Source organism: Pseudobacteriovorax antillogorgiicola (assembly GCF_900177345.1).
GTDB classification, from domain to species: domain Bacteria; phylum Bdellovibrionota_B; class Oligoflexia; order Oligoflexales; family Oligoflexaceae; genus Pseudobacteriovorax; species Pseudobacteriovorax antillogorgiicola.
Map to the genome: position 1 here is coordinate 1 of NZ_FWZT01000026.1, position 13661 is coordinate 13661.

The 13661-nt window shown below is 43.5% G+C and carries 16 protein-coding genes; 3 read left to right on the plus strand and 13 right to left on the minus strand.

Going from position 1 to position 13661, the window contains the following annotated elements:
• Positions 1–240, plus strand: a 240-nt coding sequence (locus tag B9N89_RS25695; protein ID WP_200820793.1) for a transposase, incomplete at its 5' end; no start/stop codon positions are given.
• A gap of 333 nt (positions 241–573) precedes the next feature.
• Here the strand turns inward: B9N89_RS25695 and B9N89_RS25700 are convergent.
• From B9N89_RS25700 to B9N89_RS31995, 6 genes are all read right to left on the minus strand, one after another.
• Positions 574–2058 carry a hypothetical protein gene (locus B9N89_RS25700; RefSeq protein ID WP_132324345.1) on the minus strand — a complete coding sequence of 495 codons (1485 nt, stop codon included), beginning with the start codon at positions 2056–2058 and terminating at the stop codon, positions 574–576.
• A 56-nt stretch (positions 2059–2114) separates the two neighbouring features.
• Positions 2115–3953: a PAN/Apple domain-containing protein gene (locus B9N89_RS25705; protein WP_132324343.1), complete on the minus strand. Its 1839-nt coding sequence runs from the start codon at positions 3951–3953 to the stop codon at positions 2115–2117.
• 23 nt (positions 3954–3976) lie between these two features.
• Positions 3977–4924 (minus strand): hypothetical protein, encoded by a 948-nt coding sequence (locus B9N89_RS25710; RefSeq protein WP_132324341.1) that lies wholly within the window; start codon positions 4922–4924, stop codon positions 3977–3979.
• 24 nt (positions 4925–4948) lie between these two features.
• Positions 4949–6193 (minus strand): hypothetical protein, encoded by a 1245-nt coding sequence (locus tag B9N89_RS25715; protein WP_132324339.1) that lies wholly within the window; start codon positions 6191–6193, stop codon positions 4949–4951.
• 416 nt (positions 6194–6609) lie between these two features.
• The gene (locus tag B9N89_RS25720; protein WP_132324337.1) at positions 6610–6888 is read right to left on the minus strand and encodes an RNA recognition motif domain-containing protein; all 279 of its coding nucleotides are present in this window, start codon (positions 6886–6888) and stop codon (positions 6610–6612) included.
• 55 nt (positions 6889–6943) lie between these two features.
• Complete coding sequence (locus B9N89_RS31995; protein ID WP_132324335.1) at positions 6944–7207, minus strand: hypothetical protein; 264 nt, start codon at positions 7205–7207, stop codon at positions 6944–6946.
• 110 nt (positions 7208–7317) lie between these two features.
• Between B9N89_RS31995 and B9N89_RS25725 the strand changes: the two genes are divergently transcribed.
• Entirely contained in the window at positions 7318–8499 is a 1182-nt protein-coding gene (locus B9N89_RS25725) for a hypothetical protein (protein ID WP_132324333.1), read from the plus strand.
• Between the two features lie 65 nt (positions 8500–8564).
• Here the strand turns inward: B9N89_RS25725 and B9N89_RS25730 are convergent, their stop codons facing one another.
• Entirely contained in the window at positions 8565–9782 is a 1218-nt protein-coding gene (locus B9N89_RS25730; RefSeq protein WP_132324331.1) for an ROK family transcriptional regulator, read from the minus strand.
• Between the two features lie 190 nt (positions 9783–9972).
• Here B9N89_RS25730 and B9N89_RS25735 point away from each other — a divergent pair, with 190 nt between their 5' ends.
• A complete protein-coding gene (locus B9N89_RS25735) occupies positions 9973–10215 on the plus strand; it encodes a hypothetical protein (RefSeq protein WP_132324329.1) in 243 nt (80 codons plus the stop codon).
• A 43-nt stretch (positions 10216–10258) separates the two neighbouring features.
• Here B9N89_RS25735 and B9N89_RS25740 read toward each other — a convergent pair whose 3' ends face one another.
• From B9N89_RS25740 to B9N89_RS25760, 6 genes are all read right to left on the minus strand, one after another.
• On the minus strand, positions 10259–11251 hold the full coding sequence (locus B9N89_RS25740; RefSeq protein ID WP_132324327.1) for a hypothetical protein: 993 nt from the start codon (positions 11249–11251) through the stop codon (positions 10259–10261).
• A 68-nt stretch (positions 11252–11319) separates the two neighbouring features.
• On the minus strand, positions 11320–11622 hold the full coding sequence (locus B9N89_RS25745; RefSeq protein ID WP_132324325.1) for a hypothetical protein: 303 nt from the start codon (positions 11620–11622) through the stop codon (positions 11320–11322).
• A gap of 261 nt (positions 11623–11883) precedes the next feature.
• Positions 11884–12021 (minus strand): hypothetical protein, encoded by a 138-nt coding sequence (locus B9N89_RS31545; protein ID WP_159455639.1) that lies wholly within the window; start codon positions 12019–12021, stop codon positions 11884–11886.
• Positions 12022–12038: 17 nt separating this feature from the next.
• A complete protein-coding gene (gene tnpB, locus B9N89_RS25750) occupies positions 12039–12395 on the minus strand; it encodes an IS66 family insertion sequence element accessory protein TnpB (protein WP_132324323.1) in 357 nt (118 codons plus the stop codon).
• A complete protein-coding gene (gene tnpA / locus B9N89_RS25755; RefSeq protein WP_132324321.1) occupies positions 12382–12693 on the minus strand; it encodes an IS66 family insertion sequence element accessory protein TnpA in 312 nt (103 codons plus the stop codon). The genes tnpB and tnpA overlap by 14 nt, the downstream gene beginning before the upstream one ends.
• Positions 12694–13123: 430 nt before the next feature.
• Entirely contained in the window at positions 13124–13456 is a 333-nt protein-coding gene (locus tag B9N89_RS25760) for a hypothetical protein (RefSeq protein ID WP_132324319.1), read from the minus strand.
• Positions 13457–13661 lie beyond the last annotated feature (205 nt).

The following is a 13661-nucleotide window of genomic DNA, read 5'->3' on the forward strand; positions in this document are numbered from 1 at the left end:
TTCAGCTACTACCACTTTCCTCGTGAACACTGGACCCGGATCAAGACCAACAATATGCTCGAAAGGGTCATGAGGGAAATTAGACGGAGAACTCGCGTCGTTGGCAACTTCCCCGATGGCAACTCAGCTCTCATGTTGACCGCTGCTAGGCTAAGGCATGTAGCCTCGACCAAGTGGGGTACAAGGAAGTACATGGATATGGATCGATTGAAGGAAGCTAAGTTAGCAGTCTATGGTTAGAGAAATTTCAGATTGATGGACTCAAAGTGCACATAATTCTTGACGCTACCTCACAATTTTTTAGAATACATATTCGTCTACATAGGAGCCTACTTTTTCTGCGCGATAGAGTATAAAAGGCTGAAAGTCACAAAAAAGGAGATCTGGGATACACTTGAAAATTCTTGGTGGAAAAGTGCTGCCTTAGGCTTATTAGCGTGGGTTACAATCTTCTTCTTGCTCGTAGTCCTATTCTAAGTTTTCCAAAGCTCATGATTTAATGAGAAAAGACGAGCCTCCCTAAGGAGATTCGCCTAAAAATGTCATAGTTGGTTCAAACTAAAACATTCGTACCTAAGAACAGTCAGCTGCTGTAAATTTCAAGCTGGTCGCCGAGCCACCATCGCGATTGAAGAAGTCTCTACCGTTGCAAAGCTCACCTTCAAACTCATCTTTAACAACTTTCTCGATAGCAAAGAGTGGCACTGCGCTGTCAACCATGAAGCAGAAAAGGTCGAGATCTGGGAAAAATTTGTAGCGAGACTTGGTACAGAAATTCCTTACCGAGTTAGCATCCTTTTCAAGTAGTGTCTCAGTCTCTTTCACGATAAGTGCAGCAATCAATTCAAGGCCTTCCTGAGTGATGAAATCCCTAAACTTATGCTGAACACAGTACATATCCGCAAGCGTGTAGGCTTCAGCGTTTGGAATATTCAATCGACATCTAGGGTTTGCATCTGGATAGCGCTGGCCCGGCTTATATAATTCATTGATGAGCTCCCCTAGAAAAGCCTGATCTGCACCGGAAACTGCGGGATCATCAAGAAGGTTTGAAAGCTCCTCTTTGTATTCTCCATATGCCAAATCAAATAGGCGCACAACTTGAAGAAATTGCTCGAAATCCCAATCGCGATACTCTTCCATAGTTAGGATGTGAGCTTCTGCTTCTGGAATTGATCGAATTCCGTTTTCTTCTTCGCCATTTACCTCTTCATCCAAAACACTTTCATCTTCTATGTCTTCAATGCCATTGATGGTACGGATGTACTGATCCAATCCGTAGATCTGGGAATCCAGATACTCAAGAGTATTGTCAGACTGCAATTTCTGCGTCACGATACTAACTACTGAGATAGCGCCTAGCACAGGGCTTGCGAAGCGCGCTGACATCAACTTGAACTTAGCATATAGCCTTGGCCGCTTTGCAGCGATCTTCCCAAGGCCAAACTTTCCTTTGAAAATCTTCTGTTTGAGCTGCGCCTTGGTATAAACTCTTGTAGTGCCATTGGCGAGAACAATTGTCTTGTCGCTAAAGTTCAAACCTTTGAGCACCTTCACATTACCCTTATGCAACCTGATATCATCAAAGTAGCTCGCGCCCCTTCGATAGTAGTCAAAGGCCTTAAATGCTGCCGGCCCTGAAACAGAAAGTGCTCCAGCTCCAGCAAGGTAGTCTGTAACTTGAAAAAGTCTTTGATCGATCTCAGACGGGGGAATTGTTCCATCCAAAATCGCATCGAAAGTGCCATTTTCCAAATTGTCAACATACACTTCTGAAATCTTCGAGAATTGCGAACTGAGGTTCGCCATAATTTGCTGATTGGCTTTGAAAGAAAGATCTGTTTTAGTTGTAAGAGTCGAGAGCTCCTCGACCTTACCTTTCAGAACCTCATCGAGGGCTACAGCCTCATTATACTTAGACTCTAAAAGAGCCCGGCGATCCTTGATTTCAGGGTTGATAAAAGCTCCGTCGCTAGCCATCTCCCCTATTGTGATTGTCATATCGGCGACGGCAATGCCTCCGAAAAATACAGCTGTTACTAATGCACCTAATGCCATGGTTTCTTTCCTCTCTAAAAGTTAAGATAGGAGCCTCAATGCTCCTCGATATAGACTTATGGTCGTGATAGAGCTGCTCTTCTTAGTACAGGTCGAGCAAATCTTGGATTCGCGATTCGAATTGCTTTTTTTACAGTTGGCAGATGTTTGATCTTCACTCCAGAGCGAAAATGAGTGAACTTCTTCACCACTTTGTTTGGTACCTTATCCTTGAGCCAACACTTGTTTCCAGAAGGTGTCCAAGTGAAGGCCTGGCAAACAGAGTCGCTAGCACATTCGCGACTACAAGCCATAGCATTGGGAGTCTGCAAATTACGATAATCCTGGCCTGGTCGATCAATGTCGTGCTCAAATGGAGCGGCTGTCATAGCTTCGAAGCCTTTCTTCTCGTGGATATAAGGCATCTCAACAAAGTCGATCACAGTTCTATCCTGGCCATTTCCCCAAGTAATCAACTCACCACGCCATAGATCTAGTTGCAGGTACTTTCCGCTATTCTTTTTTGATCTTAGGTAAACGCTCCATTCGTCTCGATTGATCTCACCATAAGGATGGCTTACCCCATTGGCATCGGTGTATACCCAATATTTGGATGACACACGACTAATGCTAGAGTTCTGAAGGTCAGCAGATACCACTTCAAAGCCATTGATGATATCGTTGTGATCTAGGTCAAGTTCACAGGTTTCGGGTACGAATGCTGCGACAAAATCATCTGTAAACGAGCTTTCATATATGAATCGCGTAAATTCTAGACCAAAGGCACCCAGTACAGGCACACGATTTAATAAGTAATCGGGCTCAACGTTACAACGAATAAAGTAGCCTTTATATTTTGCTATGAGATGAATATAGGTGTTGGCTCTTGCTTCAAAAAACTCGTCGAAGTTATCTTGAATATAATGCAGTAGCTGACTGAGATCCTGCTTATTGACAGATGTTAAGTTTTGGATTCGATCAAAATCTTGAAACTTGGCAGGCAAACCTTCAAGGGAATCCATACTAAAGAGAATCACTTGGGCAGCATACTTGGCAAAGTTCAAAACCTCTCCACGAAGCATCGCTTCATCGCTTTTAAGCTTTGCAGTAATGTGGTTGGCTTCTTTCTTTATGTCCCTCAGCTGGCGATTTGCTTCGTTTATGTCATCTCGAAGTTTTTTATACTCTTTCGCTCTCTCCTTGGACAAGTGCACATCCAAACCGATCAGGGCAACATCGAGCACCACTCCCAAAGGCCCGGCAGCTTTGGTTGCTAATCGGGATGCAGCAGCTGAGCTTGTTTTTAACCCCAAAGAAGCAATTCTAGCTCCCGCTTTCGCAACTGGCGACGCAATTTTAACGACCTTCGTCAGGCGAAGGGTCGTCTTTGCTTTAACCATGGCCCTGTAGGCAGATTGCTGAGCCATTTTCCCTGCCGATTTAAGATATGAACTTGTACTACTCGCCGCTGCTTTGCCAAGCTGAGTATCAGCCATGGCATTCCCTAGGATCTGCTGTAGCTGCACTGACCCTAGGGTTGTAATCGCTGTGGATGCAACAATGGACAGTTGACCCTGAACCGTAGAATTAGCCTGATTATAGATCGACGAAGCCTCCAGCATCTCCAAAGTTGCCTGCCCAGCAGCTTTTGACTCGGCTGACAGAAATTCTTCGTTCAACTGATTTGAAATATCGAGATACGAGTTAAGGTTTGTAACTTTATTGTTATAAGCCTTGTCGATGGACTCGATCTGAGAAATCAGACTTTCATTGGTCTTCTTACCAGACTCAATATCTTTCTTGTACTGCTTGATTTCTGGAGCAAACAAAGCACCATCCATAGCTGAGTTTGCGACACTGGTACCTATGGAGCCTGCGGCTATCGCCCCAACAATAAATGGAATAAAAAATGGCATTGTGAAATCCTCCTTGTTTTGAGTTACCCTCGTTGACTTGCTACTTGAGCTGTATATGATCCCATGGCTGACGCAACGTCTTCCATAAAGCGGCCCAGGACACTATGGACGAGCTTTCTTTCCTTCGTCATTTCCTTGCTTTGGTACTTCGCAACGAACTTAGGCCAAGCATCTGGACCAAGATCTTGGTAAAGATACATCACGCCAAGATCGAAGCTATCTTTCTGAGCATCCATCATAAGTTTTGAAACTTGATGAAATGTCTCCCGTGACACATGATGCTTTTCTAAATCCATGGAGTTGGCGAGGCTGCTCATCATACCTCCATAAATCTGTTGAGCATCATCCCAGAGGCCTAATTCTTCAACCCTTTGGCCTGCAACCTTTCTCAAACTATCCATAACATTCACGTCAGAATACTGTGAGATGAACTTTTCCATAAGCTCAGGACCTTGTTCCAAAAGCTCTTGCTCTCGGTTGGTAACTTGCATCATATCTTGATTTCGATACATCTCGGCAAGGGTCATAATTTCTTGCTCGGTAAAATCTTCGTTCATTGCATTCAAGAGATGCTCTTTAAGACTATTTGATTGAATAAGTTTTTCAATCTTAGCTCTCAGCTCTTCTTTTTCGTGACTTTCAAGGTTCATTTGAGAAACTACTGCACCAAGCGCAAAATTCATTGACACTTTCAAACCTTCGAAACGCTCGTAAAGATTAGCTGTCTCTGCATACTCTTTAAATTCTGGCGTCTGATGCAGATCGACCTTCTCCTTACTTGAACTCACAACAACTGGGCTGACAGAAACTTCTTCATCACCTTGATTTGAAGTGACAGACGATGATTCTGCGTGTTGCTTCGCATCTCCATCCATAGTCCCAGCCGGCTTGGATTCAGGACTTACTAAATAGTAAAGTCCAACAATGACACCTAGAACGATTGTTAATGGTACGATTAGTTTTTTGACCATGACATTTTCCTTTCCATTGGAAGCTTATTTGCACTGACCACCTAGGTCACTGAGAATAACCTGGTCAGCTATTTCATTTTGTATACCGAAGGTATCAAGGAGATGGTCATAAACCACATCCATCCCTAGATCACCTAGACTCTGACAAGCCTGAACAATGCGGGTTATATCCTTAGCACTGATCGTGCTATCGTTCGCAGTGGTCGATAGCAAAATGAGATCTAGATTAGCATCAATCAAAAGAGGCACTAGAATGCTTTGTTGACCCTTCATCTTCACCCAAGTTATCTGATCAGCCGAAGTGATTGCTCCGTCCTTAGAAATCTGAAGAAAGATCGAATAGAAGAGATTTGACTTAATATTACCCTGACTGCTGTTTATTAGCAGTTTGTCACCGTCCTCTTGATGAGATTGAAAGAAAAAGTCTGCCATCTCATGATAAACTTCTAGATCCCAATTGCGGATACCCTGGATAGTAATTTGAAGCTGATGTAGTTCTGGCAAATTAATGATGACCTTGTCATAGTCTTCATCAACCTCAATCTTGTAGTCTTGACTATTTGGCTCTAGTCGCCCTTCAAGGAGATCGATTACATTTTGCAAGCCTTTAATCGTAGCATCAATTTCTTGTCTTCGCTTGACTGAGGCATGAATCTGCGTTGCAATACTCGCAACTGAAATCGCTGCATTCATACGTGTTTTCAAGCTGGCGCTAAGAACTTTTAAGTTTGAGATATTAATTGGCCTTTTAAGAGCCCCAGTAGGTGCAATCATTTGCTTTCCCTGCAAGCTCAAATCATCGAAGCCAAGATGCTCCAAAGCAATTTGATTGAGATGAAAGGCAAATGTTCTAGTCTTACGAAAATACTTATTGAGGTCTTCCTTGGGAAATGAGTCTAGAAGAACTTGTGGAGAACCAACAATGTAGTCGAGAACTTCTTGATGAACTGTAAATTCTGGTGACTCCAAATCTTCAACGACTGTTTCAGGTATGTAGGAAAAAACATCTTCAACATTTTGAAGAATTTGTCGATTCGATTGAATCGAGATCGATGTGGCTTGCACCTGTCGCTGCGTAGAACGAAGGGTATCGATAAACTCATCTTGCAAGGATAGCGCTTTCTCATACTTCTCGCTTAGTACTTGCCGTCGATCGTTGATGTGTGGATCTATGAAAGAGCCCTGCGTTGCCATTTCACCAATTGTAATCGTAAAGTCTGCTGCGGATAGCCCAGCAAATAATGTAGCTGCAATGATACCTAAGCCCATACTCTCTCCTGAATTGCATGATACGAAACGCTTGCTCTAAATTTTGATTTTGTTTTTTCTAGTCAAACTCAGGTCGAGTTTTGAAGCAGTCGAGGCGTTTAGTCAAACTGTGGACAAGGCACTTTCCGATATTATGTACACCTTAAGTGAACATTTTATAGTTACAATGCTATTTATCGTTTGCTATTGGCCTATTTTATGAGGGCTTGACAGGATTTTTAAAGTGAATTTTTGAAGTTTTTAGAAATGATCTCAAGCATATTCAAATGCGTGTTCAATTGATTTGAAGCGACACGATTCGCCATGAATTGTAAATGTTTCGCAAAGAATGTCAATGATCGAAAGCATTGATTGGTATCCAAATCATGTCCCAACAGAAGGTCGTTTTTGGTGTCTCACTGACACCAAAGTTCATTTTACCAACGAGCGTTTCCAGAACTTCTTGAAGTTCTTTCACGGGCTTCGTTGACAGTAATATTTCTGCCACCTACATTGCTACCATCTAAAACTTCAATAGCATTCGCTGCTTCGTCAGCGGAAGACATTTCCACAAAACCAAAACCTTTACTCCGACCAGAATCTCGGTCAGTGATAACGACAGCACTCAACACGGAACCTTGCTCTTGAAAAAGATCATGAAGCTCATCTTGAGTTGTTGAGTAAGACAATCCACCAACATAAAGTTTTTTTGACATCATTTTTCCCTTATATATTTGTCAAAAGAAATAACGTGAATTTTAAGTCTGAATTCTAGTAGCGATCATCTAACAATCGATACATGCAACCTGGATCGGCTCCATAAGGTAGGCTTAGAGACTCGAAATTTCTGTTATTCGTATGATATGCAGACGACTCTAAACTAATCACCGCTCTAAGTCTATTTCTTATGTCCAAGTCTGAAACATTTTTCGGTTGGAAGCCACCTCGATTCCCCAGTGAAGCACGGAAAAACATGTCATTAATGCTTACAAGACTTCCCAAGTACGATGGTTTCTGCCAGAAAAAAAATGTCATAACTGGCGGCCAAGTATTTCCATTGTGAGCTTTTTGTGATAACCACCCTGAACACAAATTGGGAACTAACCCGATTGTGGTATCGCATTCACAATAAGAGAGAACATCCTATGAAATCCTTTATCAGTAGCCTCGCACTTCTTGGCATCATTAGCTCATCCTGTAGTGAGTCAGATTCATCTGGTTTGAAAGAGCGTTGGAATCAAAAGAACCGCCCCGAAATCATGGCCGAAAGGTTCCGCTATGACCATGAGTTCGCTAACTTGCCCCTCGAAGGCACACTTGCACCAAAGCCCTGGAGTGGTGACTATTGGCCAACATACAAGGGTGGCATAACCTATCGCTGGATGCTTGAAGAGGGATCTTACTGGACAGACGAAGCCTTGTACTCCTATGACTACCACAACCCAGCCAGCTTAGCGAATGCTGACCTCAGCAGCCTATCACCAGCTGAAAAATACGACCTATTCCGTGAAGACCTAAGCTTCTCGCTTACGGACTACGAGCGTCGGCGCACGCGCATCATGAAAACTGTGAAGACCAGCAAAGACTACGACGAGAATTTCGAGATTCCAGCGTGGGAAGGCCTTTGTCACGCCTGGGCTCCAGCAACTATCGCATACCGAAGCCCCAAGCCAGTCACTTTAAAGAGCCGCACGGGTGCTTATGAAATCCCATTCGGGGCCTCTGATGTTAAAGCGCTTTTGACTTACTTTCTTCATATCTATAACGGCAATCGGACATACTTTCTCGGTGAGCGTTGCAACACTGAATTTGCAAAACTAGATGAGCAGGTGCGCTCTGGAGAAATCACAGAAGAGCAGCGAAACAGATCTATGGAAGCTATCCAGTGCCGTGATGTTAACGCTGGGTCATTCCATATCGTTCTCGCAAACCAAATTTCCAACAAGAACGAAAGCTTCATCGTAGACGTGACACGGGACTTCGAAGTTTGGAACCAGGCCGTAGAAGGCTATCGCAGCACTATTCTCAGCGAGTCGGAGGAAGTCTATAGCGATGCGGCACGAAACACGACGAAGATCGTAGAAGTTGTTACAGAGATGGATTACACCACTGAAATCTCTTACTCAGTAGAGAATACAGATGATGTAGACTCTACAGCAACGAAAACCTACCGCTATTTCCTAGAGCTAGACGCAGCAGGCAAAATTATCGGTGGTAAATGGATCAGCAGCAATCGCCCTGATTTTCTATGGAAGCAAGAGATTCCTGAGTTTCAAGGCTTTTTCCAAGAGTTGAAGTCAATCTACGAAGCGTCTATCGCCCAGTAAGCAATACCCCCGATCATCCAGCGATGATCGGGGTTGGTCGCTTAAAGCAATACGCTTGTCTCTCACTAATGAAGAGTTGCCGAGCTTTGGATCTGGGGTTTTCCTAGGCGGCCACCAAGAAACGCATCCAGAACAAGAGTTCCCGCGCCAACGAGTATTTGGTTTTGACCAACTGAGCAAGGCTCTACAGAAAGCTTGATGGTATCCGACCACAAGCTGTGCTCAGCCATCTTTTGCCGTAGTTTCGCGAAGAAAATCTCGCCAAATCGAGCTAGGGTGCCCCCTAGCACAATGGTACCGATATCTAAGATATGAACCAAGTTTGTCAACGCGATGGCTAGATAATGACAGAGGTGATCAATAGTAGCCATGGCTGCCTTATCATCCTGTAGGAGTGCTGCAGCGATGCTCTCAAGATTCATATCGTCGCCCACATCTCGGCCTTGGAGCTGAGCTTGCTCCTGGTAGATCCTAACCAAGGCTTCCTCTACGATATAACTGGCAAGACTACCTTGAATTCCTCGATGCCATTGACCACTTGATGAGTCTATAATCATATGACCGATTTCACCAGCCATCCCATGGCGCCCACGGAAAATTTGTCTATCGATGATGATTCCAGCACCGTAGCCTTCCGACACTGCCACATATATTAAGTCCTGATCGCGGCGAGCCCCCCACCAGTTTTCTGCCAAGGCTCCTAAATTCGCATCATTTTCAAAGAATATCGCACAGGATGTCACGGTACTGATCTCATCCAATAGGTTCACCTGCGCCCAGTCGGGATAAAGCACTGCGGAAAGCAGGGGTGCCGATTCCTCTTTCACTGGACATGGCAGCGAAATTCCCATTCCCAGAACCTTCTCATCACTGAGATGATGGCGCTTCATATAAGCTGCAAGGTCTTCCTTGATCCGGCCCAAAACTGCATCGGGGCCATGAATCAAGCCGTAGTCGAGAACTTCGACGTTGTTTATACTAGCTCGCAAATTCATCAGACCAATCTGAGAGCTGCGACGGCCAATGCTTAGAGTCAGAATTTGATGGACATTGTCATTGAACTTGAGGATACGGGGTTTGCGGCCACCTTTTGATTCTCCATCCCCGACCTCTTTCACCAAGCCTTGCTCCATCAGGGTCGAAACAATATCAGAGATAGAAGACCGTGACATCCCAGTGGCTCGAGACAGGTCTGCTCTTGAAATGCCAACACTCGACCAGATAATTTTCATGATCGTGCTCGAATTAAGAAATCGCATCTCGTTTGAATCGACTGTCTTCATCTAGAAATCCCCTGGAATCCAAGCCCAAATTACTGAGGTAAGGGCCACCAATCCGTCAAATAGTTATATCTACTTTATTGACTCGTGCTACTATCTACGAGGCCATTAACCATGTCAAGGAATGGTAGCTCCAACTAATGATATCGTTTAGGTTCGGAGGCATAAAAAGCACTATGATGAGCCAGCGCATATGAATTTAGATTTTCAAAGTGTTATCGATAAAAGTAAGGTATCTGCTCAAAAAAAAATAGAGACGGAGTTGAATCAATTCCTATTTCAATTTATAGAAAAGCAAATCATTGAGGCTCGTACGACACTAAAGCAGGCGAATCTTGCACTAAAGAACAATAGCATTGATAAGACCATCAGTCTTGCTCTTGGCCGTGCTTATAGCCTTGGTAGTCCGAGCGTAAGCACTCCACGAAAGGCCTAAGGCATTTAGTCCACACACTCTCTTTCCGAAGAGAGCTTGTTTACTACACGCAATCTGGCAGTGTTCCCTCTTTGTAATGTTGTAGAATCGCCATAACCTCAGCCTCTGGGCTGGTATTCTGGATCAAACGTCTAAATATGAGGTTACTACCGATAAATTCATAAGTTACATCTGAAGATGCTAGCAACTCATTAACACTAGTAAATCTTAAGAAGAAAAATTTCGTTTTCCCTGGGCCTGTTATGATGCCATCAATTGGATGGAAAGTTGATGGGTCAGCATCTAGAAACCTGACTGAGCCGCTTACTACATTTTCTTCGGAATCTTCGATAAGTTCAGCTTTTATTTTCCGCCCGTCGCACCGTTCGACTTCGAAGCCTTCATTCAAAACAGTAGACTGTATTTCTGCTATAAACTCGTTTTGGGGCTGGCCTATTACTAACTTTTCGTTCTGCTTGGGGTTTTGAATGTAGTTATCAAATGTAATAGCGAACGGCATCAACCCTTGTACTTGAAAGTTCTTCAAAACAGATTCTAAGCTGCTTGCGCAAGGACCTTTTTTTATACAGTGCTGCACCATAGCAGTGTCTTCGGAGTTCTGATTCAGTTTGAGAATGATTTCTGACTCAAGTTCGAGAGCTGTAATGTCAGGCTCTTCAAAAACTTGGGTTGTCATCACATAGCTGGTTGTGTAGTTGCTTCTCGGAAAAGGTTCGTCACATAAAATAGATAAACTAAAACCCTCATCTTGTAGGTATTGCTGTTTGTACGTTTCAACGAAAGCAACGAGGTTAAGGCATCGTTTTTCATATGATACGTCAAGCCAATTCTTATCACTGAAACCGGATACTGGCATTGGCTGAATTTTGACGTCTGTCGGTGATTCGCTCTTAGACTCGAAAGAGTCTGCCGAGCTATCATTATCTTTCTTTAAGCGGTTTTGAGTACCGACAGGATTAGGTGATTCACTTTCATCTGACGACGAGCAGCTCGTCATAATTACAATACTTAGAAGTGGAATGATGACTCTATTCATAAATAATCCCCGATTGAATGACATATTAACTAGTGTCCATCCGACTATGAGGTTGGAAATGGTGAAATCTAAAACTTTAAGATACCTAAACACTCGTCACCTGAATCGGGTGCGAATGAAGCGTAATCCTGCCCTCCAGCAGTCAGCTGTATCCAGATCCTTCCACATTTATTACATTCAGCGACTGACTTTGCTCTACTTGAAAAGACTTTATCTCTAATATCATCAATTACTTCACTATCGTGCAGATCTGTGGGATAGAGTTCCCCGAATAACTTGGTAAGAAACTTAGATCTTTCCACTTCATTCACTGTTTGAAGTAGAGCTGATACAAGATTCCTAAAGTCTTCTTGAGAATGTTCATTGGCCACGTCTCCTGATATCCAACCATCTGTATTGGAAGGTGCAGATACGTTAGATATTACATTTCCGCATAAACACTTAATTTTACTCAATTCTTCAAACCTCACTTTAGGGGGCCATAGCCTACTAAGTAGTCCTCACCTATTACAATGATATAGTCTAATTTGCCAGGATTTGCGCCAAGAGATCTAAAAATTCCTCGCTGTGCATCGACTCTTGATAGACCGGATTTTCTAGCATCTATGACTATATTGCGTGCTTGACCGCCATTACTTCCTAGCCATAAATTCCTTGATTGTAACCTCTAAGTCTTGAATCAGACTCGCTTGACTCGCAATCTTAGATTGAGCCTCAATTAGCATGGCTTTTAGGGATTCTACATCATTGGGAAGGGCGGTCTCATTCATAGCGAGACCGAGTCTGTCTAAAAGGAGCGCTTTAGTTCAAGTGGAGAATGAGGCTTCATAGCAGTTAGGTCGCAGCCGTCGATCAACATGCGAAACTGATCTGGTGAAAGTGAGGCGTCTCCGTTGTCATCGGGCTTAAGCCAATGAAATCTATTCTTTTCTAATCGATACCCCCAGATAGCGAAGCCAGCCTTACGCCAATAGAGACACTTCATCATATTTCGATTGCGGTTGCTGAAGACGAATAGGCTGTTTGCGAAGAGGCTCTTGCCCATGGCCGTTTGGACCAATTGGCTCAGCCCTGAGTATGACTTTCTCATGTCAACAGGTTCTGAGTAAACTAGAATCTCATCAAATTGATCAGGAGACTTCATTTTGCTTCGAGACCTCCAAAATGATGGCCGCTACCGTGGCAGCAGGCGTCTCAGGGTCGAAGCCAATACGAATGCCAGAAACCTCTAGAGTCACAGCTTGCTTGGTTTCTATTCTGACAGGTAAGAACCTCGGGTTGGATAATACCTTGGAAGTTTTACGCCTCTTAGCTTGATGGTATCGAAACTTGTGATGAACAAGCCCTTGCTGTTCACAGTACTTCTTTGCTGATAGACCTGATGCCTTCTGCGCCTCGATGTGCGTATTCCAGAACTTTTGCTTTTCTTCGTTTTGTCTCATTTTGCCTCCATGCATTTTCGATGATGAAAGCATTGCTGATGTAAGTTTCTTCTTCAACGGGCCCTAGATTTGGCGCTTACATATCTTGCGGCAGGCAGTCCTACCATTAGACCTAGAGTACGTATTGATGGTCTTGAGCCTAGTGTTAAAGAGACGCTGCCCTAGCTTCCAAGGGCAAAAGCCTAATTTGAGATCGATGCAGATCTCCTTAAAAAAGGCTTTTTGCTAAACATCTAATTGATGCTGCCAAGCTTTTGAACATGAATCGTAGCAGTTTTGATTTGAAGCGCAAGAGAATGGTTTTAGCCCTCGCGAGCTTTGATCATAGGACCAACGATGAGTAAATGCTATAAACCGCATCCGTAAAAATTCGGAGAAAGCCAGCCTCCTATTGGGAGGCTAGTTTCCAGGTAGATCACCAAACAACTCATTAAAATGAGTTTCCGTACTGCTCTCCCATGACGGTGACTTTGCCACCGATATACAAGTGATCATTTTTGTAAAGGTCACCAAATACGATCAAGTCACCAGTAACTTCGATAATCATCGAATTCTTATACACAGAACCGTTCACTACAAGATCACCATCGACATACATACGACCGCCATCATTCTTGTAGATACTGCCATCTACCTTAACATCATCTGTGTACACAAACTGAAGGTTTTGCTCTTTGTAAACCGAGCTAATCTCAGTTGCTGCCGACGCTGAAACCGCTGTCAATTGGCTAACTAACATAAGTGCGCATGCAATTTTTCTCATTTTTCAATCCTTATCGTTATGTTGGTTTAGTTTGTCGACTGATTCACAATCGCTTCACCACTACAAGCGTAAGGGGTTTTGAAAAGCTGTCATAAAAATTAATTTTTCTCTGTTTCAGCGAATAAGGTTCGATAATAACGAGATATTTTCTTTGCCCGCGAGTCAAAGCTTTCGTAGCCACTAAACTGGGGGCACCACGAAGTAG

What these genes read in the sequence shown, in the direction of transcription:
- tnpA (WP_132324321.1), bottom strand. Translation starts at nt 12,693, where the DNA reads ATGAGACAAAACGAAGAAAAGCAAAAGTTCTGGAATACGCACATCGAG.
- B9N89_RS25715 (WP_132324339.1), bottom strand. Translation starts at nt 6,193, where the DNA reads ATGGGCTTAGGTATCATTGCAGCTACATTATTTGCTGGGCTATCCGCA.
- B9N89_RS31545 (WP_159455639.1), bottom strand. Translation starts at nt 12,021, where the DNA reads ATGAATGAGACCGCCCTTCCCAATGATGTAGAATCCCTAAAAGCCATG.
- B9N89_RS25735 (WP_132324329.1), top strand. Translation starts at nt 9,973, where the DNA reads ATGAATTTAGATTTTCAAAGTGTTATCGATAAAAGTAAGGTATCTGCT.
- B9N89_RS25730 (WP_132324331.1), bottom strand. Translation starts at nt 9,782, where the DNA reads ATGAAGACAGTCGATTCAAACGAGATGCGATTTCTTAATTCGAGCACG.
- B9N89_RS25760 (WP_132324319.1), bottom strand. Translation starts at nt 13,456, where the DNA reads ATGAGAAAAATTGCATGCGCACTTATGTTAGTTAGCCAATTGACAGCG.
- B9N89_RS31995 (WP_132324335.1), bottom strand. Translation starts at nt 7,207, where the DNA reads ATGACATTTTTTTTCTGGCAGAAACCATCGTACTTGGGAAGTCTTGTA.
- B9N89_RS25705 (WP_132324343.1), bottom strand. Translation starts at nt 3,953, where the DNA reads ATGCCATTTTTTATTCCATTTATTGTTGGGGCGATAGCCGCAGGCTCC.
- B9N89_RS25700 (WP_132324345.1), bottom strand. Translation starts at nt 2,058, where the DNA reads ATGGCATTAGGTGCATTAGTAACAGCTGTATTTTTCGGAGGCATTGCC.
- B9N89_RS25740 (WP_132324327.1), bottom strand. Translation starts at nt 11,251, where the DNA reads ATGAATAGAGTCATCATTCCACTTCTAAGTATTGTAATTATGACGAGC.
- B9N89_RS25725 (WP_132324333.1), top strand. Translation starts at nt 7,318, where the DNA reads ATGAAATCCTTTATCAGTAGCCTCGCACTTCTTGGCATCATTAGCTCA.
- B9N89_RS25720 (WP_132324337.1), bottom strand. Translation starts at nt 6,888, where the DNA reads ATGTCAAAAAAACTTTATGTTGGTGGATTGTCTTACTCAACAACTCAA.
- B9N89_RS25710 (WP_132324341.1), bottom strand. Translation starts at nt 4,924, where the DNA reads ATGGTCAAAAAACTAATCGTACCATTAACAATCGTTCTAGGTGTCATT.
- tnpB (WP_132324323.1), bottom strand. Translation starts at nt 12,395, where the DNA reads ATGAAGTCTCCTGATCAATTTGATGAGATTCTAGTTTACTCAGAACCT.